The sequence below is a fragment of the Thalassovita sp. genome (assembly GCF_965218685.1).
GTDB lineage: Bacteria > Pseudomonadota > Alphaproteobacteria > Rhodobacterales > Rhodobacteraceae > Thalassobius.
The window spans coordinates 559,955-577,725 of record NZ_OZ244657.1 but is presented as its reverse complement, the minus strand read 5'-3'; the positions used below and the strand labels follow the sequence as shown (position 1 = coordinate 577,725).

The 17,771-nt window shown below is 61.2% G+C and carries 20 protein-coding genes; 8 read left to right on the top strand and 12 right to left on the bottom strand.

What is annotated here, in order from left to right; genetic code table 11:
- Window positions 1–31: 31 nt before the first annotated feature.
- Together ACOQOQ_RS03095 and ACOQOQ_RS03090 are read left to right on the top strand one after the other, a co-directional pair.
- Complete coding sequence (locus tag ACOQOQ_RS03095; protein ID WP_420568678.1) at window positions 32–343, top strand: ArsR/SmtB family transcription factor; 312 nt, start codon at window positions 32–34, stop codon at window positions 341–343.
- The gene (locus ACOQOQ_RS03090) at window positions 336–1,370 is read left to right on the top strand and encodes a permease (RefSeq protein ID WP_420568677.1); all 1,035 of its coding nucleotides are present in this window, start codon (window positions 336–338) and stop codon (window positions 1,368–1,370) included. The genes ACOQOQ_RS03095 and ACOQOQ_RS03090 overlap by 8 nt, the downstream gene beginning before the upstream one ends.
- Before the next feature lie 136 nt (window positions 1,371–1,506).
- Here ACOQOQ_RS03090 and ACOQOQ_RS03085 read toward each other — a convergent pair whose 3' ends face one another.
- Window positions 1,507–2,904: an aspartate aminotransferase family protein gene (locus ACOQOQ_RS03085; RefSeq protein ID WP_420569723.1), complete on the bottom strand. Its 1,398-nt coding sequence runs from the start codon at window positions 2,902–2,904 to the stop codon at window positions 1,507–1,509.
- A 300-nt stretch (window positions 2,905–3,204) separates the two neighbouring features.
- Between ACOQOQ_RS03085 and ACOQOQ_RS03080 the strand changes: the two genes are divergently transcribed.
- Window positions 3,205–4,473 (top strand): glycerate kinase type-2 family protein, encoded by a 1,269-nt coding sequence (locus ACOQOQ_RS03080; protein WP_420568676.1) that lies wholly within the window; start codon window positions 3,205–3,207, stop codon window positions 4,471–4,473.
- On the opposite strand, the gene ACOQOQ_RS03075 is transcribed toward ACOQOQ_RS03080, so the two are convergent.
- From ACOQOQ_RS03075 to ACOQOQ_RS03060, 4 genes are read right to left on the bottom strand one after another with little or no spacing between them, the layout of a single operon-like run.
- Window positions 4,474–5,403 carry an OmpA family protein gene (locus tag ACOQOQ_RS03075; protein WP_420568675.1) on the bottom strand — a complete coding sequence of 310 codons (930 nt, stop codon included), beginning with the start codon at window positions 5,401–5,403 and terminating at the stop codon, window positions 4,474–4,476.
- Complete coding sequence (locus ACOQOQ_RS03070; RefSeq protein ID WP_420568674.1) at window positions 5,403–5,975, bottom strand: peroxidase-related enzyme; 573 nt, start codon at window positions 5,973–5,975, stop codon at window positions 5,403–5,405. The genes ACOQOQ_RS03075 and ACOQOQ_RS03070 overlap by 1 nt, the downstream gene beginning before the upstream one ends.
- A gap of 1 nt (window position 5,976) precedes the next feature.
- A complete protein-coding gene (locus ACOQOQ_RS03065) occupies window positions 5,977–6,708 on the bottom strand; it encodes a GNAT family N-acetyltransferase (protein ID WP_420568673.1) in 732 nt (243 codons plus the stop codon).
- Window positions 6,705–7,424, bottom strand: a complete 720-nt coding sequence (locus tag ACOQOQ_RS03060) for a competence/damage-inducible protein A (protein WP_420568672.1) — start codon at window positions 7,422–7,424, stop codon at window positions 6,705–6,707. The genes ACOQOQ_RS03065 and ACOQOQ_RS03060 overlap by 4 nt, the downstream gene beginning before the upstream one ends.
- A gap of 52 nt (window positions 7,425–7,476) precedes the next feature.
- On the opposite strand from ACOQOQ_RS03060, the gene sfsA reads away from it, so the two are divergent.
- The 4 genes from sfsA (at window position 7,477) to ACOQOQ_RS03040 (ending at window position 11,693) form a co-directional block, all read left to right on the top strand.
- A complete protein-coding gene (sfsA, locus tag ACOQOQ_RS03055) occupies window positions 7,477–8,178 on the top strand; it encodes a DNA/RNA nuclease SfsA (RefSeq protein WP_420568671.1) in 702 nt (233 codons plus the stop codon).
- Between the two features lie 69 nt (window positions 8,179–8,247).
- Window positions 8,248–9,063, top strand: coding sequence for a type I methionyl aminopeptidase (gene map / locus ACOQOQ_RS03050; protein ID WP_420568670.1), 816 nt, complete (start codon window positions 8,248–8,250; stop codon window positions 9,061–9,063).
- 283 nt (window positions 9,064–9,346) lie between these two features.
- Complete coding sequence (locus tag ACOQOQ_RS03045) at window positions 9,347–10,831, top strand: SulP family inorganic anion transporter (protein WP_420568669.1); 1,485 nt, start codon at window positions 9,347–9,349, stop codon at window positions 10,829–10,831.
- Window positions 10,832–10,841: 10 nt separating this feature from the next.
- Window positions 10,842–11,693, top strand: coding sequence for a universal stress protein (locus ACOQOQ_RS03040; protein ID WP_420568668.1), 852 nt, complete (start codon window positions 10,842–10,844; stop codon window positions 11,691–11,693).
- Between the two features lie 3 nt (window positions 11,694–11,696).
- On the opposite strand, the gene rsmD is transcribed toward ACOQOQ_RS03040, so the two are convergent.
- Window positions 11,697–12,254: a 16S rRNA (guanine(966)-N(2))-methyltransferase RsmD gene (rsmD, locus tag ACOQOQ_RS03035; protein ID WP_420568667.1), complete on the bottom strand. Its 558-nt coding sequence runs from the start codon at window positions 12,252–12,254 to the stop codon at window positions 11,697–11,699.
- Window positions 12,251–13,459: an NAD(P)/FAD-dependent oxidoreductase gene (locus ACOQOQ_RS03030; RefSeq protein ID WP_420568666.1), complete on the bottom strand. Its 1,209-nt coding sequence runs from the start codon at window positions 13,457–13,459 to the stop codon at window positions 12,251–12,253. The genes rsmD and ACOQOQ_RS03030 overlap by 4 nt, the downstream gene beginning before the upstream one ends.
- A gap of 92 nt (window positions 13,460–13,551) precedes the next feature.
- On the opposite strand from ACOQOQ_RS03030, the gene ACOQOQ_RS03025 reads away from it, so the two are divergent.
- Window positions 13,552–14,037, top strand: a complete 486-nt coding sequence (locus tag ACOQOQ_RS03025; protein ID WP_420568665.1) for a peroxiredoxin — start codon at window positions 13,552–13,554, stop codon at window positions 14,035–14,037.
- Window positions 14,038–14,138: 101 nt separating this feature from the next.
- Here ACOQOQ_RS03025 and ACOQOQ_RS03020 read toward each other — a convergent pair whose 3' ends face one another.
- Genes ACOQOQ_RS03020 through ACOQOQ_RS03000 form a run of 5 tightly spaced genes read right to left on the bottom strand, consistent with a single transcriptional unit; the run spans window position 14,139 to window position 17,737 of the window.
- Entirely contained in the window at window positions 14,139–14,990 is an 852-nt protein-coding gene (locus ACOQOQ_RS03020) for a mechanosensitive ion channel family protein (protein WP_420568664.1), read from the bottom strand.
- Entirely contained in the window at window positions 14,987–15,283 is a 297-nt protein-coding gene (locus tag ACOQOQ_RS03015) for a 4a-hydroxytetrahydrobiopterin dehydratase (protein WP_420568663.1), read from the bottom strand. The genes ACOQOQ_RS03020 and ACOQOQ_RS03015 overlap by 4 nt, the downstream gene beginning before the upstream one ends.
- Complete coding sequence (locus tag ACOQOQ_RS03010) at window positions 15,280–16,458, bottom strand: GNAT family N-acetyltransferase (RefSeq protein ID WP_420568662.1); 1,179 nt, start codon at window positions 16,456–16,458, stop codon at window positions 15,280–15,282. Before ACOQOQ_RS03010 ends, ACOQOQ_RS03015 begins: the two co-directional genes overlap by 4 nt.
- Before the next feature lie 50 nt (window positions 16,459–16,508).
- A complete protein-coding gene (locus tag ACOQOQ_RS03005) occupies window positions 16,509–17,276 on the bottom strand; it encodes a glycerophosphodiester phosphodiesterase family protein (RefSeq protein ID WP_420568661.1) in 768 nt (255 codons plus the stop codon).
- Window positions 17,273–17,737 carry a RidA family protein gene (locus tag ACOQOQ_RS03000; RefSeq protein WP_420568660.1) on the bottom strand — a complete coding sequence of 155 codons (465 nt, stop codon included), beginning with the start codon at window positions 17,735–17,737 and terminating at the stop codon, window positions 17,273–17,275. The genes ACOQOQ_RS03005 and ACOQOQ_RS03000 overlap by 4 nt, the downstream gene beginning before the upstream one ends.
- Between the last annotated feature and the right edge of the window lie 34 nt (window positions 17,738–17,771).

The window sequence follows — 17,771 nt, the reverse complement described above, 5'->3', positions numbered from 1 at the left end:
AAAACTAGTTTAATCGAATCGAGGTCGCGTCATGGAATGGGAAACAGCAGCGGGCGGCTTCGCCGCCATGGGGTCCGAGGCCCGGTTACAGGTGCTCAAAACGCTGGTCCGCGCGGGCGAGCCTGGCCTGACCGTCGGAGAAATCCAGAAACGCACGGGAATCGCGCCTTCGACCTTGGCGCATCACCTGAAGTTTCTGGCCGCGGGCGGGGTCGTCGAGCAGGAACGCCGGGGCCGCAGCACCGTAACACGCGCCAAGTTCAGCGAGCTTCAGGCTTTGGCGGATTTCCTGCTGGCCGAATGTTGCGCTGACCTGTGTCGAAAGGCGGCGAACGATGTCTGATATCTCGCAAAACCCCCGCATGTCGCTGCGCGATGCCGCGTCTTATCTGACCTCTCCTTGGGCGCTGATCGTGATTATCGTGGCTTTGGTCGCGTTGCTGGACGGGTCGAGTTTGGTCTCGGTGGTCACGTTCGCGGTGAACGCTCTTCTCCATACGCTTCCGTATATTGTGTTCGCGGTGCTGCTGCTGGCCTATCTAAAAGCCACCGGTGCCGAGGTTCTGGTCGCTCGCGCCTTCGAGGGGCGGGAAACCCGGATGATCCTGCTGGCAGCCCTGTTTGGCGGGCTCGCCCCGTTTTGCAGCTGCGAAGTGATCCCCTTTATCGCGGGCCTTTTGGCGCTTGGCGCTCCGTTGCCTGCAGTCATGGCCTTCTGGCTTAGTTCGCCTTTGATCGACCCTCCGACCCTGCTGATTACCGCGGGTGCGCTGGGCTGGGAATTCGCCATTGGTAAGGCCGTCTTTGCGGTCGCCTTGGGTCTGTTCGGTGGGTTTACCCTTAGATCGATGATGCGCCACGGGGCCTTTGTCAGCCCGCTGAAAACACAAAAATCCAGCGGTTGCTGTGGATGTAGCGGGCCGAAACTGGACGGAACACCCCTGTGGAAATTCTGGAATGAACCTGCACGCCGGGCCACATTCGGGCAGGAGTTTCGCACCAATGCGCTGTTCTTGCTCAAATGGCTGGCCTTCGCCTATGTGCTCGAGTCGCTGTTGGTTCATTATGTGCCCGCCGATCTGATCGCCAAGGTTGTTGGGGGAACCGGCATTGTGCCCATTATCACGGCCGCGTTCGTGGGGATGCCGGCCTATCTGAATTCCTATGTCGCGCCGCCCCTGCTGGCTGGCCTGATCGAGCAAGGCATGACCGCTGGCGCCGCGATGGCCTTTATGATTGCCGGTGCCGTTAGCTCGATCCCTGCGATGGCCGCTGTCTGGTCGCTGGTCAAACCGACTGTGTTCGCAGCCTACCTAACCCTGGGCGTGGTCGGAGCGGTTCTGGCAGGGCTGTTGTTCCAGTTGGTCTGAGGTCGGCCAAAGGACGCCCAGTCAAGATGCAAAACGCCCCCTCATCCTTAAAGGATAGGGGGCGTTTCATCGTTGCTGAAGCGCCTTGAAAAAAGGCTGCGTTTCCCTTTCAGGACGGAAACTATCGGCGGTGCGTTCAGCCGAACACCTTAGTCAGGGCCTTGTCTACGGTGTCGCTGATCAGGTCCACGTCCTCGGGGGTGATGATCAGCGCGGGCGAGAAATAGAGCCCGTTGTTCCGCTCTGGCATTGACCGGTTCGACGCGCCGATGATCACACCGTTGGCCCCGCATTCGGCGACCACGGCAGCGATATCCGCCTCGGCCACCGGCTCCTTGGTGTCGCGATCCTTCACCAGCTCCAAACCCTGGAACAGGCCTTTGCCGCGCACGTCACCGATGATTTCGTGCTTTTCCTGCAGCGCCAGGAAGTTGGCCATCAGGCGCTCACCCATCTTGGTGCAGTTTTCCAGAAGGCCCTCATCCTCGATGATTTTCATGTTCTCCAGCGCTGCGGCGGGGCCAGCAGTGCAGCCGCCAAAGGTCGAGATATCACGGAAGTGGTCCAGCTTGTCCGACGGATCGGATTTGAACATCTCGAACACTTCTTCGGTGGTGACGCAGATGGCGATCGCGGCATAGCCGCTGGCGACGCCCTTGGCCATGGTCACGAAATCCGGCTTGATGCCGTAGTGCTGGTAGCCGAACCAATGTGTGCCGGTCCGGCCGATGCCGCAGACCACCTCGTCAATATGCAGAAGGATGTCGTATTTCTTGCAGATTTCCTGCACGCGGTCCCAGTAGCCCTCGGGCGGAGTGATAACGCCTCCGCCAGCGGTGACAGGTTCCAGGCACAGTCCACCCACGGTTTCGGGGCCTTCACGCAGGATGACGTCCTCGATCAGATTGGCGGCGGCGATACCAAATTCGCGGCCGGACAGGTGGCCCAGACCCAGCTCTTCCTTACGGTACTCCATGCAGTGGGGCACGCGGATGAAGCCGGGTGCGAAGGGGCCGTACTGCATCCCGCGTTCGTCCTGACCGCCCGCCGACATCGTGGCCAGAGTGCCACCGTGATAGTCGCGGTCGCGATACAGGATCTTGTACTTTTTGCCGCCGTACTTCTTGTGCGCGATCTGGCGGATCATCTTGAACGCCTTCTCGTTGGCTTCGGACCCCGAGTTGGTGTAGTAGACGCGGCTCATGCCGGGCATCTTTTCGATCAGCTTTTCGGCGAATTGCGAACCGGGGACCGAGCCGGCGGATTGCGCGAAATAGCACAGCTTCATGATCTGGTCGCGCACCGCATCGGCGATCTGTTCGCGACCATAGCCTACGTTCACGGTCCATACCCCGCCGGACACGGCGTCCAGGTATTCTTTGCCGTTCTGATCCCACACGCGCATACCCTTGCCCTCGATGATGATCCGGGGATCCGTGGTCTCAAAAGGTTTGTGTTGGGTCAGGTGGTGCCAGACATGGGCGCGATCCGCGTCCACTACGGCCTGGATATCGTTTTCCAATGCGCCATCCATCATTGTCGCCTCCGTCAGGTGAATCTGTTCAGAAATTACGCCAGCCTTGGCGTTGTCTTCGCCGCCATTACACACCGGCGCGCGCCAGATTTATAGGTCCAGATTGTTCTGACGATATATCCAGAAAGCGCAGAGGGTATGATTTGAAGCATCAATTCAGGGAGGCTTTGTAAAAGATGCACATGAATTCATCGAAATGACCGGCACAGTGCCACGGGATGGCGGGTAAATCGGGGCTTGCGGTTTTGGCTCAGATTGTCAGGCTTTGACGAAACGGATTTGCACTGACCCGAGGACTCCATGACTGCCACGACACCTGATGAAAAGCTGTTGGTTCAGATGTTCGAGGCCGCGATCAAGGCAGCGGATCCCAAAGCGGCCCTTGCGGCATATTTGCCGGCCAAGCCAAAGGGCCGGGTGGTTGTCATCGGTGCGGGCAAGGGGGCGGCGCAGCTGGCGCGTGCCTTCGAAGAGCTGTGGGACGGACCCGTCGAAGGCGTGGTTGTCACGCGCTATGGCTATTCCTGCGAATGCGATTCTGTTCAGGTTCTCGAGGCCGCGCATCCCGTTCCCGATCCGGCTGGGTTGGTCGCGTCTCAGGCGATGTTCGATGCGCTCGCGGGCCTGACCAAGGACGATCTGGTGGTCGCCCTGGTCTGCGGTGGCGGGTCCGCGTTGCTGGCCGCGCCCGCACCGGGGCTGACGCTGGAGGACGAGGTCGCGCTGAACCAGGCCCTGTTGGCCAGCGGCGCGCCTATCGGGGCGATGAATGCTGTCCGCAAGCAGATCAGCGCGATCAAGGGTGGGCGTCTGGCCGCCGCCGCCTATCCTGCGCGGGTGGTCAGCCTGATCGTCTCGGATGTGCCGGGGGATGATCCGGCGCAGGTTGCCTCGGGGCCGACGGTGCCCGATGCGGTGGGCCGGGCCGAGGCGCTGGCGGCCGTACGAGACCACAAGATTGTGCTGCCCCCAGCGATTGCCTCGTTCCTGGACAGCGCGCCCGAGGACGCGCCCGACCCTGCCGACCCGATATTTGCAAAGAACGAGGTGCACGTGATCGCCTCGGCCGCGAAATCACTCGAAGCTGCGGCAACGGTTGCCGAAAACGCAGGCATCAGCGCCGTGATACTGTCTGACTCGATCGAAGGTGAGGCGCGCGAAGTCGCCAAGGTTCACGCGGCAATCGCCCGCGAAATTGGCACCAAATCACGTCCCTTTAACCCCCCTGTCGTGCTGTTGTCGGGCGGTGAGACAACAGTGACTTTGCGCGGCGCAGGCAAGGGTGGGCGCAACAGCGAATTCCTGTTGTCCTTTGCGTTGGAAGTCGAAGGAGCGGCTGATGTCTCGGCCCTGGCCGCAGACACGGACGGCATTGACGGGTCCGAGGACAACGCGGGCGCCTTTGTCAACGGGCAGACCACGGCGGCGATGCGGCAAGCCGGGATCGATCCCGCCGCCGCTCTGGCAAATAATGACGCTTGGACGGCTTTTGACGCGGTGGGCGGGCTGTTTGTCCCCGGTCCTACCGGCACGAACGTGAATGATTTTCGGGCAATTCTGATCCGTTGATCAGTCCGTGTTCAGCAAGATCGCCTCGACCCGGCGGTTGGCCTCGCGGCCGGCGTCGGTTTGGTTAGGTGCAATCGGGGAAAGATAGCCCATGCCCTCGGCCTCTAGCTGTGCGCGCGGCACGCCGTAGGCGCTGACCAACCTTTCAAGCACTGCCGAGGCACGGCGCTTGGACAGCGCCAGGTTCTGTTCCAGTTGGCCGACCGCGTCGGTATGGCCCACCAGAACGATACGGCGATCGGGGTTGGCCAGTAGATACCCCGAAAGCGCCTGAAGCGAGGCAAATGTCCCCTCGGCCAACGCGGCCGATCCGGTTTCAAAGCTAAGATCCTGCAGAATGGTGCGGCCGTGCGCTTCGAGCGTCAGCAGGTCTGGCGTTCCCGCCTGGGCCAGCGCGGCTGGCTGGACCAGCGTGGGCGTCTCAAGCGAGGCCTGTTCCTGCGCGGGCGTGACCCGGATCATCTGCACAAAACCCGAGTTGTTCGAGCGGCTGACAAGCAGGCTCAGGTGGTCATCGCTGCCTTTTTTGGCCGACAGGAACCGAAAATCGGTCAGGTCCACGTGCATGTCCGGGGCGGGCAGGACCTCGGTTTCAAAGCGGAAATCGAACCCCCCGCATTCGGCACCGCCACATTCGAACAGCACGGTATAGCCTGCCTCTTGCAGCTGGTCGCGCAGGGGCGAGAACAGTTGCAACGAGGTCAGGCTTTCGCTGCCGATCTGCCAGGATTTACGGGTGACCGAACCCTCCAGCCGTTCGCCCGGCAGCGCGCCGTTGGCGAATGGGCCAGTGGGCAAGACATAGTTATCGGCCGCGCTTTGCTGATCGGCCAGGGGCTTGGACGCCTCGGGCAGAGTCAGGGTCAGCGCATGCGAGGCCCCGGCTGGGACGGCCGCCAAAGCGGCCAGGAAAACGGCAAGGCGCAGCATCAACGGAATTGGGCGTGGTACTCGTCATTGGGACGCATATCCAAGGCCGAGGCCACGCGGTTGGTCATGTTATAGAACGCAGCCGTGTTGGCGATGTCCCAGATATCGCGATCGGTCCAACCGGCATCGCGCAGGGCCTGGCGGTCTTCTTCTTCGATCGTGGCACTGGCCTTGGTCATCTTCACGGCGAAATCCAGCATCTCGCGCTGTTTCGGGGTCAGGTCGGCCACGCGATAGTTCATCACCAGCGCCTCGCCCAGCATCGGATCGCCAGACAGCTGACGTACGGCCGCACCATGGGCAGTCAGGCAGTAGAAACACTTGTTTTCCGAGGATACGGTGACCGCGATCATCTCGCGCTCCAGCTTGGTCAGGCCGCTATCGCCCAGCATGATGTCGTTATACAGCGCGGTGAAGGCGTTCAGCTTGTCGATGTCAAAAGCGTGCGCCATCAGGACATTGGGGACCATGCCCAGCTTTTCCTGACAGATGTTGAAATACTTGGCGGTTGCCTCGGGCAGCGGATCAACGGGCGGCAGGTCCAGTGCAATGGGTCGTTTGGGTGTGCTCATATCAAAAGTCTTCTTCGTGTTTTCTGTAATGGTACTGGCCAACAATCGACATGCCCAGATCGGAATACAAGGCGTTGGCGGCTTCGTTATCCTGCGTGCACAGAACCGAGACATGCGTGGCCCCGTTGTCGCGGGCCCAGAAGGCCGCCAGACGCATAAACCAGCGGGCCATACCCTGCTTGCGTTGATGCGGCAGCACATAGATCGCGTGGATCATGGCGATGCCGTTATGGATGCCAGCAAAGGCAGTGCCGGCGGGTGAATCCCTGAGCCTGCCCAGAAGCGATGTCTTGGGCTGCGGCGCACGGTTCATTACCTCGATGCGGCCTGGGCCGACGTCTCCGGCAGCCCACATATCGATCTGAATCGCCAGGGGCTCCCATACGCTGAAGGCGGTCACGGGCGGAGGGAACTGCGTGGCCAGATCCTCGACCGGCGCGACCCACAGGTTGACCGGGTCGACGATGCGATAACCGTTTTCGTCCAGCAGGGAATCCAGCGCCTGATCGTCCTTGCGGATCTGGAACAGGCGCGGTTGGTTCAGCGCCTGCATAGCCGTTTCGGCCTGCGCAAGATCGGCGGCCGTCACCGGCCCCGTCGCGATCGCGGCCGAGACACGTTGACCGCCGCCCAGCCCCTCGCGGATCAACCACGGACCGACTGTCCGTGTCGAGGCTGCTGGCCAGGTGGTGTCGACCACATCATAAAGCTGGTTTTCAGTGGGCAGGGTCATCCAAACAGCTCCGACAGGCGGGTCATCGCGGCATCCACCTGGGCACCGTCATGGCCGCGGATCACGATGTTGGCGCCATAAATGCCATTGCTAACAAAGGGATACGACCCGATGGAAAGGTCCGGAAACGCCTTGGCCAGATCGGACAGAGGGCCGGCGATCTCTCCTTCTCCGCGTTCGATCCGCATGGACTGCGACAGCAGCGGATCACCCCCGGACAGGCTGGGAAGAACGCTGGCGACCATTGCCTCGAATACGGCGGGGACACCGGCCATGACATGGACATTTTCGATGGTAAAGCCCGGAGCGATGGACACCGGGTTGTCAATCAGAGCGGCCCCGTCTGGAATGCGCGCCATGCGCAGGCGGGCCTCGTTCAGCTCGGCCCCGGTGCGTGCGTAATGCGCCTCAAGCAGGGCGCGTGCGTCGTCGCGGATACCGATCGGCATGTCAAAGGCCGCCGCCACACATTCGGCCGTGATGTCGTCATGCGTCGGGCCAATCCCGCCCGAGGTGAACACGTGTTCGTAGGTCGCAGAAAGTGCCCGAACGGCGTCGATGATCGCCTGCTCATCATCCGAAACAACCCGCGCCTCGGCCAGGTCAATGCCAGCGCGGGTCAGCTCTTTGGCTAGGTAGTGCATGTTGCTGTCACGGGTGCGGCCGGACAGGATTTCATCCCCGATCACCAGCATGGCTGCCTTAGGATTGGTCATGATATCCCTCCGTCATCTTGCGAAATTACCCCCATCGGTATAGGCGCTGGATATGCGCTTTCCTACCCCTCTTGTGCCCGCCACGCTGATCAAACGATATAAGCGGTTTCTGGCCGATTGCCGGCTGGAGGACGGGCGGGAAGTGACCGCTCATTGTGCCAATCCCGGCTCGATGATGGGTCTGGCCGAACCGGGGATGCGAATCTGGCTGGAACCCAATGATGATCCAAAGAAAAAGCTGAAATTTGGCTGGCGGTTGGTGGAACATGCGGACGGGCATTTTACCGGGGTCGACACCTCGGTCCCCAACCGGGCACTGCGGGCCGCACTGCAGGCGCATCAGGTGCCGGGTCTGGAGGGGTATGAAACCGTTCGCGCCGAGGTGAAGTATGGCGAGAAAAGCCGTATTGATTTCCTGCTGACGGGCGATGGTCGGGACACCTATGTCGAGGTGAAGTCAGTGACGCTCTCGCGTCAGCCAGGTCTGGCCGAATTCCCCGACAGCGTCACCGCGCGCGGGACGAAACACCTGCAGGAACTCTCGGCCATGGTCGCACAGGGGCACCGCGCCGTGATGTTGTACCTGGTGCAAAGGACCGACGCAGAGCGGTTCGCGCTGGCAACCGATATCGATCCGGCCTATGCGGCGGCCTATGCCAAGGCGCGTGCAGCCGGCGTCGAGGTTCTGGTGATCGGCACGCGGATCTCTCCTGATGGGATTACCCTTCACGCGCCGATTGCCTTGGCCGTTTAGCCGCACTGGCCCTTGGCAAAAAATCGCGCTAGAACCTGTCAAAACGCCAATCCGCCACGGAGAAGACCTTTGCAAACCAAGCACGACGGCCGCGTAACGCGTGAAGGCATTCGCATCCACGAAAACGCTGATTTTGCTGGTATGCACAAGGCGGGTCGCGTCGCGGCCGAGATCCTGGACGAGATCGGCGAGCATGTATTTCCGGGTCAGACCACGGCAGCCATCGACAAGATCATCGAAGAGAAGGTGATCGAGAAGGGCACGACCTCGGCCACTATCGGGTACAAGGGCTATAAGCACGCCAGCTGTATCAGCATCAACCACGTGGTTTGCCACGGGATCCCCGGTGAAAAGACGCTGAAGGACGGCGATATCCTGAACATCGACGTCACGGTGATTGCGGATGGCTGGTTCGGCGATACCTCGCGGATGTACGTGGCCGGCAAGCTGAGCCGTAAAGCCGAGCGGCTGATCCAGGTGACGCATGACGCCCTGTTCAAAGGGATCGAGATGGTCAAACCCGGCAATACTTTCGGGGATATCGGCCACGCCATCCAATCCTATGTCGAGGCCCATCGGATGAGCGTGGTGCGCGACTTCTGCGGGCATGGGCTGGGCACGGTGTTCCACGCGCCGCCGAACGTGCTGCACTATGGCCGTCCGGGCACCGGGCCGATGTTGGAGGAAGGCATGTTCTTCACCATCGAGCCGATGGTCAACCTGGGCCGTCCGGAAACCAAGGTCTTGTCCGACGATTGGACCGCTGTGACCCGCGACAAATCCCTGAGCGCGCAGTTCGAACACTCGATCGGGGTGACTGCGGATGGGTATGACATCTTTACCCTGTCCCCTGCCGGAACCTTTCACCCAACCTATACCGCGTGATCCAACGGTGCGCGCTGACGCGCGCGCCTGATGTCTCGTCATCGGCCTTTGGCCGCTTCCTCGGGGTGCTGCTGCCGTATTGAGGGGTGCGTTTTGCCGCGATCTTGGCCGTCGGCGCCGATTTCGCGGTCAGAACGGGTGCTATCGGTTGCGCTAAAGGGTGCAGGGATATAAGCGCGGGGCGAATGCTTGAGCGGCCTAAAGGGCCGTGCTGGGCTTTATGACAGTTGAACAAGGGGTGTAGCGCCAGCGTCAGGCCCCTTTGACGGAGGCGCGGAAGCCTATGATTTCTCTTTCTTCCTATGGCCGGGAATGGACCCGGAACGTGAAGGGCGATTTGCTGTCGGGGCTGGTCGTGGCCCTGGCTTTGATCCCCGAGGCGATTGCCTTTTCCATTATCGCAGGGGTGGATCCCAAGGTGGGGCTGTACGCGTCATTCTCGATTGCGGTGATCACTGCGATTGTGGGTGGGCGTCCTGGGATGATCTCGGCGGCGACGGCAGCGACTGCAGTGCTGATGGTGACGCTGGTGAAGGAACACGGGCTGCAATATCTGCTGGCCGCGACCATTCTGGCGGGCGTCTTGCAGGTGGCTGCCGGGATTTTGCGGCTGGGCTATGTGATGCGGTTTGTGTCGCGCTCGGTCATGACCGGGTTTGTGAATGCCTTGGCGATCCTGATTTTCATGGCGCAGCTGCCGGAATTGATCGGGGTGCCGTGGCTGACCTATGTGATGGTCGCAGCCGGGTTGGCCATCATCTATCTGTTCCCGCTGCTGACCAAAGCCATTCCGTCGCCCCTGGTCTGTATCGTTCTGCTGACGGCGGTTTCGCTGTCGATGGGGCTGGATCTGCGCACCGTGGGCGACATGGGCGATCTGCCCGACACGCTGCCGATCTTCTTGCTGCCCGACATTCCGCTGACCTTTGAGACGCTGATGATCATCCTGCCTTACTCGGCCGCAGTGGCCGCAGTGGGCCTGCTGGAAAGCCTGATGACACAGAATCTGGTGGACGAGCTGACGGATACGACCTCATCCAAGAACCAGGAATGCGTGGGCCAGGGCGTGGCCAACTTCTTTACCGGGTTCATTGGCGGCATGGCGGGCTGTGCCATGATCGGTCAGTCGATGATCAACGTTAAATCGGGCGGGCGCGGGCGTCTGTCGACCTTTGTCGCCGGGGCTGTGCTGCTGATCCTGGTGGTGTTCTTGGGGGACATGGTCGCGCGTATTCCGATGGCCGCGCTGGTGGCGATCATGATCATGGTCTCGGTCGGGACGTTCAGCTGGTCGTCGCTGAAATCGCTGCGGGACCACCCGCCCAGCAGCTCGATCGTGATGGTGGCAACCGTGGTCTTCGTGGTCTTTACCCATAACCTGGCGATTGGCGTTCTGGTGGGCGTGCTGCTGTCGGGCATCTTCTTTGCCTGGAAGATTGCGCAGCTGTTTGGTGTCCGGTCCGAGCTGTCCGAGGATGGGCGTGAACGTCGCTATATCGTCGAGGGCCAGCTGTTCTTTGCCTCGTCCGAGGACTTCATGAAGGCCTTCGATTTCCGTGAGGCGCTGGAGAAAGTCACCATCGATGTCAGCCGCGCCCATATCTGGGACATTTCTTCGGTTGCGGCGCTGGACATGGCTGTGCTCAAGTTCCGCCGGGAAGGTGCCGAGGTGGAAATTATCGGCATGAACAAAGCGTCTGAAACCATCGTTGACCGTCTGGGCGAGCATGACAAGCCCGGCGCGATGGACAAGCTTTTGGCACATTAAGGAGAGAGCCATGACCGGAAAGATCATCGCATTGGTGGATGGCTCGGCCTATTCCGAGAGCGTTTGCCACCACGTGTCCTGGGTTGCTGGCCGCACTGGCGCCCCGGTCGAGCTGTTCCACGTGCTGGGACGGCGCGAGGGCAATACGGGCGATCTGAGCGGCAACCTGCGGCTGGGCGCGCGGACGAAAATCATGGGCGAGCTGGCCGAGCTGGATGCCCAACGCGCCAAGCTGGCGCAGGCCCAGGGCCGCGCTATTCTGGATGACGCCAAAGAGATCATCGAAGGCGATGGCGTGGCAGACGTTGCCTTGCGCCTGCGCCACGGAGACATTGTGGAAACCGTGACCGAGCAGGAAGAAGGTGCCTCGTTGGTCGTGATCGGCAAGCGCGGTGAGGCGGCCGATTTCGCCAAGATGCATCTGGGTTCCAACCTTGAACGCGTTGCGCGGGCCACCAAGGCGCCGGTGTTCGTGGCCAACCGTGCCTTCAAACCGATCGAGACCGTACTGATCGCCTATGACGGCGGGGTTTCTGCAATGAAGGCCGTGGATTACGTGGCGCGCGATCCGCTTTTTGCCGGGCTGGCCTGCACGCTGGTTACCGTAGGCAAACCCAGCGACACGGTGCAGCGCGGGCTGGAAGACGCGCGTGCAACCCTGTCTGCGGGCGGACACGAGGCCGATATCAAGATCGTTGAGGGCGCGCCCGAAACCGCCTTGGGCGAGCTGGTGGACACCGAGGGTTATGACCTGCTGGTGATGGGCGCCTATGGGCATTCGCGCATCCGCTCGATGATCATCGGGTCCACGACCACACAGATGATCCGGACCTGCAAGGTGCCGGTGGTGCTAGTGAAGTAAGGCCTACGCCTCGAGCAGGGTAATCGTGGTATCGCCGTAGCGGCGCGCGTCCAGTTGGGTCAGCGCCGGCGGCGGGGTGATTGCCGTGTTTTCCTCCCACACGATCAGGGCTTCGGGGGCAACCCAACCCAAATCCAAAGCAACCTGAATGGCGCGTTCGCCCAAGCCTTTGCCATAAGGCGGATCGAGGAAGATCAGATCATAGGGTGCGTCCGGGTTCTGCGGCAGCTTTCGGGCGTCACGGCGGATGATTTTCGTTTGGGCCTTGGCCTCGCAGATCTGGATATTCTGACGCAAAAGCGCGTTGGATTTGTTGCCGTCATCCACAAAGGTTGCATGGGCCGCGCCACGCGAAAGCGCCTCGAGCCCAAGCGCGCCTGTGCCCGCGAACAGGTCCAGCACACGGGCATCGGTGATGGGATCGCCAAAGCGGCCCCCGCCAAGCATGTTGAACAGGCTTTCGCGCGTGCGGTCGGTGGTTGGACGCAGATGAGCACCGGGGTCCCCCTTGCCGACGGCGGCAAGGGCGCGACCCTTGAAGGCTCCGGCAACGATCCTCATTTCATCAGCGATTTCAGCTCGGTTTCGGGGTTCGCGACGGCCTCGGCGTCAGGGGATTTCCCGCTGTCGATCAGGCGCTTGCCGATCATGTAGGCGCGCGGGTCATTGGCGGCGTCAACGGCCAGCAGCGTGTCCCCCTGATAGTACCAGAATGACATCGCGCCGGGCTTATCGCCATTGCGCGTGATCACGCGATCATAACCGGTGTTCAGGCCCGCGATCTGCAGCTTGACGTCGTATTGATCCGACCAGAACCAAGGTTTAGGGACATAGGTTTTTTCGGCGCCCAGGATGTTTTCAGCCACGCATTCGGACTGGTCGATGGCGTTGGGAACGGATTCCAGCCGGATACGCTGCCCGCGATAGGGGAACGAGGCGCAATCCCCCGCTGCCCAGATCGCCGGATCGCTGGTGCGGCCCTGCTCGTCCGTCTTGATGCCGTTTTCGATGTCCAGACCTGCGGCCTCGGCCAGCGCGGTGGCGGGGGCGATGCCGACGCCGACGATCACGAAATTCACGTCCAGTTCGGACCCGTCGGTCAGGCGCGCGCCGGACACACGGCCGTCGCCCAGCAACGTATCCAGGCCGACGCCCTCGCGGATGTCGACGCCGTGCTGCGCATGTAAGTCGCGGAAATAGCTGCTGGTTTCGGGCGAGGCTACGCGCTGCAGGATGCGGTCGGCCATCTCGACCAGAGTGACTTTCAACCCCTTCGAGGCCGCAACTGCGGCTGCCTCAAGTCCGATATATCCGCCGCCCACGATCAGCACCTTGGCGCCGTCTTTGAATGCTGGGGCCATGGCATCGACATCGTCCAGCCCACGCACCACGAAAACACCATCCAGTGCACCGCCGATCTTGGCGGGCAGGCGGTTGGGAACCGAACCGGTGGTCAGGATCAGCGCATCATAAGGCAGCTGTTGCCCGCCGGCGCTGACCATTTTTGCAGTGCGATCGATCGCATCGACGCGGGTATTCAGCGACAGGGTGATACCGTTTTCGGCGTAAAAGCTTTCCGGACGCAGGTACAGTCGTTCAACCTCCATTTCACCCAGCAGGTATTTCTTGGACAAAGGAGGGCGCTGGTAGGGCGGAGCGCTTTCTTCGCCGATCAGGGTGATTGTGCCCTCGAAACCCGATTTGCGCAGTTGAGCGACGGCGGCAGATCCTGCCTGACCTGCCCCGACGACCACGATATTCTTCATTTTTCTCTCCCCTGCCAAAACTTCTGGCCTGCTTTGTCGCGCAGCCTATATCTTTGCAAATGGAAAACGCAACGTAGGACGGAAGAACATTCATGGGAATTTCACTAGGGGAAACGCTGCCCGAGGCGAATTTGCTGCTTATGACGGACGAGGGGCCTCAGACCGTGGCACTTGGCGAAAAACTGAAGGGGCGGAATGTCGTGATTTTCGCGGTGCCGGGCGCCTTTTCAACGACCTGCCACGTAGCGCATATGCCCAGCTTTATCCGCAACAAGGACGCCTTTGCCGAAAAGGGCGTGGATGAGATCATCTGCGTGGCTGTAAACGACCCATTCGTGATGAAGATGTGGGCCGAGGCATCGGGCGCCGACAAGGCGGGGATCACCTGTCTGGCGGACGCTGATGGGGCCTATGCAAAGGCTTTGGGGCAGGACTTCGACGCGGCGGTGGTGGGCTTTTACGGCCGCTCGAAGCGCTATGCGATGTATGTCGAGGACGGTGTGGTGAAGGTGTTCCACCCTGAAACCACGCGGGGCTGCGAGACCTCTAGCGGTGAGGCTCTGCTGGCTGAGATCTGATCGCCGATCTCGATTAGGGCGTAGGCTGAAAAGCCAGTGCAGTTGAGTATTTGCATGAGCAAAGAAGGGGCCGGGCGGGTGGGCGCGGCCCCTTCTTGGGGTTAACTGGCCTGGTTGATCAGGGTTTGCGTGGGGAAGGGGATATCAATCCCGGCCTCGTCCAAAGCCTCTTTCACGGCGCGTTTCATGTCGGCCTGGAAGGCAAAGAAATCGCCCGAGTCCACCCAGACACGCACCAGAAAATCGACCGAGAAATCGCCCAGGTTGTTGACCTGGATAAAGGGTTCAGGATCGGTTTTGGCGCGCGGGTCGGCCATGATCGTGTCGAGGATCACGGTTTCGGCTTTCTTCAGATCAGCGCCATAGCCCACGCCGAACATCCATTCGGCCCGGCGGGTCGGGTAGATCGAGAAGTTGGTGATCGTGTTGCCCCAAACCTGGGCGTTGGGGATGATCACCTGCACATTCGCGGCGCTGGCCAGCTCGGTATAATTCAGCGAAATGGATTTGACGGTGCCCATTTCCCCGCCGATCTGAACGAAATCGCCCAGCTTGATCGGGCGGAAGACGATGATCATCACACCCGCCGCGACATTGGACAGGGTGCCTTGTAGTGCAAGGCCGATGGCCAGACCGGCAGCACCGATGATCGCGACAAAGGACGTGGTCTGAACGCCAAAGGTGTTCAGGATAAACAGCCCGGCAAAAATCAGGACCACATAGCGCGTGATATTGCCCAGAAAGATGAACAGGGTGTCATCCAGTGCTTCATATTTCAGGCCCAGCCGGATGATGCGGCGGCGGGCCCATCCGGCGACAAAGAAGCCCAGGATGAGGATAGCGATTGCGGACAGCACGCTTCCCAGGACCGAGGTCAGAAACTCGGCGGTCAGCATGTCGCCAAGGGTGATGCCATTGGTGATCTCGATCGCAAGAATATCGGTAAGGGTCATGATGTCAGTTGATCCAGTTTTCGGGCCAGTTTCACGTCCTGCGCGCTAAGGCCGCCCACGTCATGCGTGGTCAGCGTCACCGTCACTCGGTTCCAGATATTGGTCCATTCGGGGTGGTGGTTCCATTTCTCCGCCCACATAGCCGCACGGGTCATGAAAGCGAAGGCTTCCGTAAAGTCAGAGAACTCATAGGTCTTGGTGATCGCGTCGCGCCCGTCCAGTTGTTGCCAGCCGGCATCCAGCAGCGGGTGAAGCATAGTTTTGCGTCCGGTATCGCTGAGTTTCTCGGTCATTGGTGGTCCTCCGTCTGGGCCTTTTTGAAGGGGCCGTAATCGGTCAGAATCTCGATCTCTTCGGTGACAGCGCGGCGTTCGCCGTCCAGGAATTGCTCCACTGCGCGGGCAAATCCGGCATCTGCGATCCAGTGAAGCGAGTGCGTTTCCACAGGCAGATAGCCGCGCGCCAGTTTGTGTTCGCCTTGTGCCCCGGCCTCGACCTTTTGCAGGGCATGGGTAATGGCATAGTCGATCGCCTGATAATAGCACAGTTCGAAATGCAGGCAGGGATGATCCTGCACGCAGCCCCAATAGCGTCCGAACAGGGTGTCCTTGCCTATGAAATTCAGCGCGCCGGCAATTGGGAACCCGTCGGCTTCGGCAATGACCATCAGGATGTCGTCACGCATCTTGGCGTGGGCAATCTCGAAGAACTCTCGGGTCAGATAGGGCGACCCCCATTTGCGCGCGCCGGTGTCTTGATAGAACTGCCAGAATGCATCCCAGTGATGCGCTTTGATGTCATCCCCGGTCAGTTGCCGGATCGTGCCGCCAAAGGCTTGGGCCACGCGGCGTTCCTTGCGGATGGTTTTGCGCTTGCGCGAGGACAGCTCGGTCAGAAAAGCCTCGAATTCGGCATAGCCCTTATTGAGCCAGTGAAACTGCTGCCCGGTGCGGTGCATCAGGCCCATTTGCTGTCCGGCCAGGGCTTCTGCCTCGGTGCAAAAGGTCGCGTGCAGGGACGAGACCTGGTGTTCAGTTGCCAGATGCACGGCGCCCTGGATCAGGGCGGACATGCCGGTTAGCTCTTGCCCCGGCAGGGTCAGGAAACGCGGGCCGGTGACGGGGGTAAAGGGCACAGCCAATTGCAGTTTGGGGTAATACCGCCCACCCGCGCGTTCGTAGGCATGTGCCCATGAATGATCGAAGACATATTCGCCCTGGCTGTGGGATTTGGCGTAAAGCGGCGCGCAGGCGATCAGGACTTCGCCGCGTTTGGCCAGCAGATATTGTGGCTGCCACCCCGTGCCCGGCCCGACCGAGCCGCTGTCCTCGAGCGCGGACAGAAACCTGTAGGTGGTGAACGGATCGGGCGCGCGGCCATCACCGGCCCGTGCGCAGGCATCCCATGCGGACGGGTCCACCTGGTTCAGGCTGGAAAGCACCTGAATCTCTATGGTCTCTTCTGCCATTTTGTCCCTTGCGTCCCTTTTGGCAGTATCTGAGCCGAAGGCCCCCGGGATCAAGCGGGGATCGCGGCGGGATAGCCCTCGAAGGTCACATTTTCCGCGATTTTTCTCGCCTCTGCCTCGGCTTGCGCCGAACGGATGGTCCAGCACAGCACATGCGCCCCGCGTTGTTTCAGCTGCGTCACGCGGGGGCGGGGCAGATCGGCGGCCTCGTGGCTGATGAAACAGGCGCCGACGGTGTCATAGTCGGGGATCTCGCGCAGCCGATCGCGCGTGCGGGCGGGCAGCAACTGCCAATCTTCGCGCGTATAGGCGCTGGTGGTCAGCCCGCGCGGCACGTCCGGCGCGTGGATCTGCATTTGCAGCATCGAGTTCGGGTTAAAGGACATCACCGCCACGTCGCCGGCATATCCGGCCAGCGCCTCGGCCGTCGCGCGCTCCAGAATGCCGACATTCGCGCCCATTGCGCCGTCTTGGTCCTTGAGTTCGACCAGCAGGGGGGTGCGTCCGTCAATCAACTCCAACACCTCAGAGAAAGTACGGATCGTATCATGGCCGCCCGTCAGCGTGATCTGGGCCAGTTCCGCGGCCGTCCGCCCCCGGATCGGCCCCTTTTCGCCGGTCAAGCGCCCCAGATCATAGTCGTGAAACACCATTGCCTGTCCGTCCTTGGACAGTTGCAGGTCAATCTCGACCCCATAGCCGGCCTCAATCGCGGCCTGAATGGCGCTGACCGAGTTTTCCACCCGGCCAGCGGTGATGTCATGATAGGCGCGGTGCGCGATGGGGGCCTTTAGAAACCCCGCAGGCAGGGACGTCATTTGATCTGGAAAATGGCTTCGATTTCGACGGCCACGCCCAGTGGCAAAGCGGCGGCGGATACGGCCGAGCGCGCGTGGCGGCCCTTATCCCCCAGCGCCTCGACCAGGAAATCCGAGGCGCCGTTGATCACCTTGGGCTGTTCCACATAGTCGGGGGTCGAGTTCACGAAGCCCACCAGTTTCACCACGCGCACCAGCCTGTCCAGGTCGCCGTCACAGGCGGCTTTGAGCTGGGCCAGAAGGCTGATCGCGCAGGTCTTGGCCGCTGCCGCGCCGTCCGCAGTGTCCATGTCCGCGCCCAGTTTGCCGGTGATCAGACCGGCCGCATCCGACGAGATTTGCCCGGACACGTAAACCATGTCGCCCGCGATCACATAGGGCACATAGTTGGCGGCGGGTGCGGGGGCGTCAGGAAGGGTAACGCCCAGTTCAGCCAGTCGGGTTTCGATGGTTCCGGTCATGTCGGTATCCTTGCGATATGATTTGCCCGCAGGC

Coding starts and splice junctions, on each gene's coding strand:
- ACOQOQ_RS03010 (WP_420568662.1), bottom strand. CDS start 16,458: ATGGCAGAAGAGACCATAGAGATTCAGGTGCTTTCCAGCCTGAACCAG.
- ACOQOQ_RS03075 (WP_420568675.1), bottom strand. CDS start 5,403: ATGCTGCGCCTTGCCGTTTTCCTGGCCGCTTTGGCGGCCGTCCCAGCC.
- ACOQOQ_RS03070 (WP_420568674.1), bottom strand. CDS start 5,975: ATGAGCACACCCAAACGACCCATTGCACTGGACCTGCCGCCCGTTGAT.
- ACOQOQ_RS03015 (WP_420568663.1), bottom strand. CDS start 15,283: ATGACCGAGAAACTCAGCGATACCGGACGCAAAACTATGCTTCACCCG.
- ACOQOQ_RS03020 (WP_420568664.1), bottom strand. CDS start 14,990: ATGACCCTTACCGATATTCTTGCGATCGAGATCACCAATGGCATCACC.
- sfsA (WP_420568671.1), top strand. CDS start 7,477: ATGCGCTTTCCTACCCCTCTTGTGCCCGCCACGCTGATCAAACGATAT.
- ACOQOQ_RS03045 (WP_420568669.1), top strand. CDS start 9,347: ATGATTTCTCTTTCTTCCTATGGCCGGGAATGGACCCGGAACGTGAAG.
- ACOQOQ_RS03005 (WP_420568661.1), bottom strand. CDS start 17,276: ATGACGTCCCTGCCTGCGGGGTTTCTAAAGGCCCCCATCGCGCACCGC.
- ACOQOQ_RS03040 (WP_420568668.1), top strand. CDS start 10,842: ATGACCGGAAAGATCATCGCATTGGTGGATGGCTCGGCCTATTCCGAG.
- ACOQOQ_RS03095 (WP_420568678.1), top strand. CDS start 32: ATGGAATGGGAAACAGCAGCGGGCGGCTTCGCCGCCATGGGGTCCGAG.
- ACOQOQ_RS03065 (WP_420568673.1), bottom strand. CDS start 6,708: ATGACCCTGCCCACTGAAAACCAGCTTTATGATGTGGTCGACACCACC.
- rsmD (WP_420568667.1), bottom strand. CDS start 12,254: ATGAGGATCGTTGCCGGAGCCTTCAAGGGTCGCGCCCTTGCCGCCGTC.
- ACOQOQ_RS03060 (WP_420568672.1), bottom strand. CDS start 7,424: ATGACCAATCCTAAGGCAGCCATGCTGGTGATCGGGGATGAAATCCTG.
- ACOQOQ_RS03080 (WP_420568676.1), top strand. CDS start 3,205: ATGACTGCCACGACACCTGATGAAAAGCTGTTGGTTCAGATGTTCGAG.
- ACOQOQ_RS03085 (WP_420569723.1), bottom strand. CDS start 2,904: ATGGATGGCGCATTGGAAAACGATATCCAGGCCGTAGTGGACGCGGAT.
- ACOQOQ_RS03025 (WP_420568665.1), top strand. CDS start 13,552: ATGGGAATTTCACTAGGGGAAACGCTGCCCGAGGCGAATTTGCTGCTT.
- ACOQOQ_RS03030 (WP_420568666.1), bottom strand. CDS start 13,459: ATGAAGAATATCGTGGTCGTCGGGGCAGGTCAGGCAGGATCTGCCGCC.
- ACOQOQ_RS03000 (WP_420568660.1), bottom strand. CDS start 17,737: ATGACCGGAACCATCGAAACCCGACTGGCTGAACTGGGCGTTACCCTT.
- ACOQOQ_RS03090 (WP_420568677.1), top strand. CDS start 336: ATGTCTGATATCTCGCAAAACCCCCGCATGTCGCTGCGCGATGCCGCG.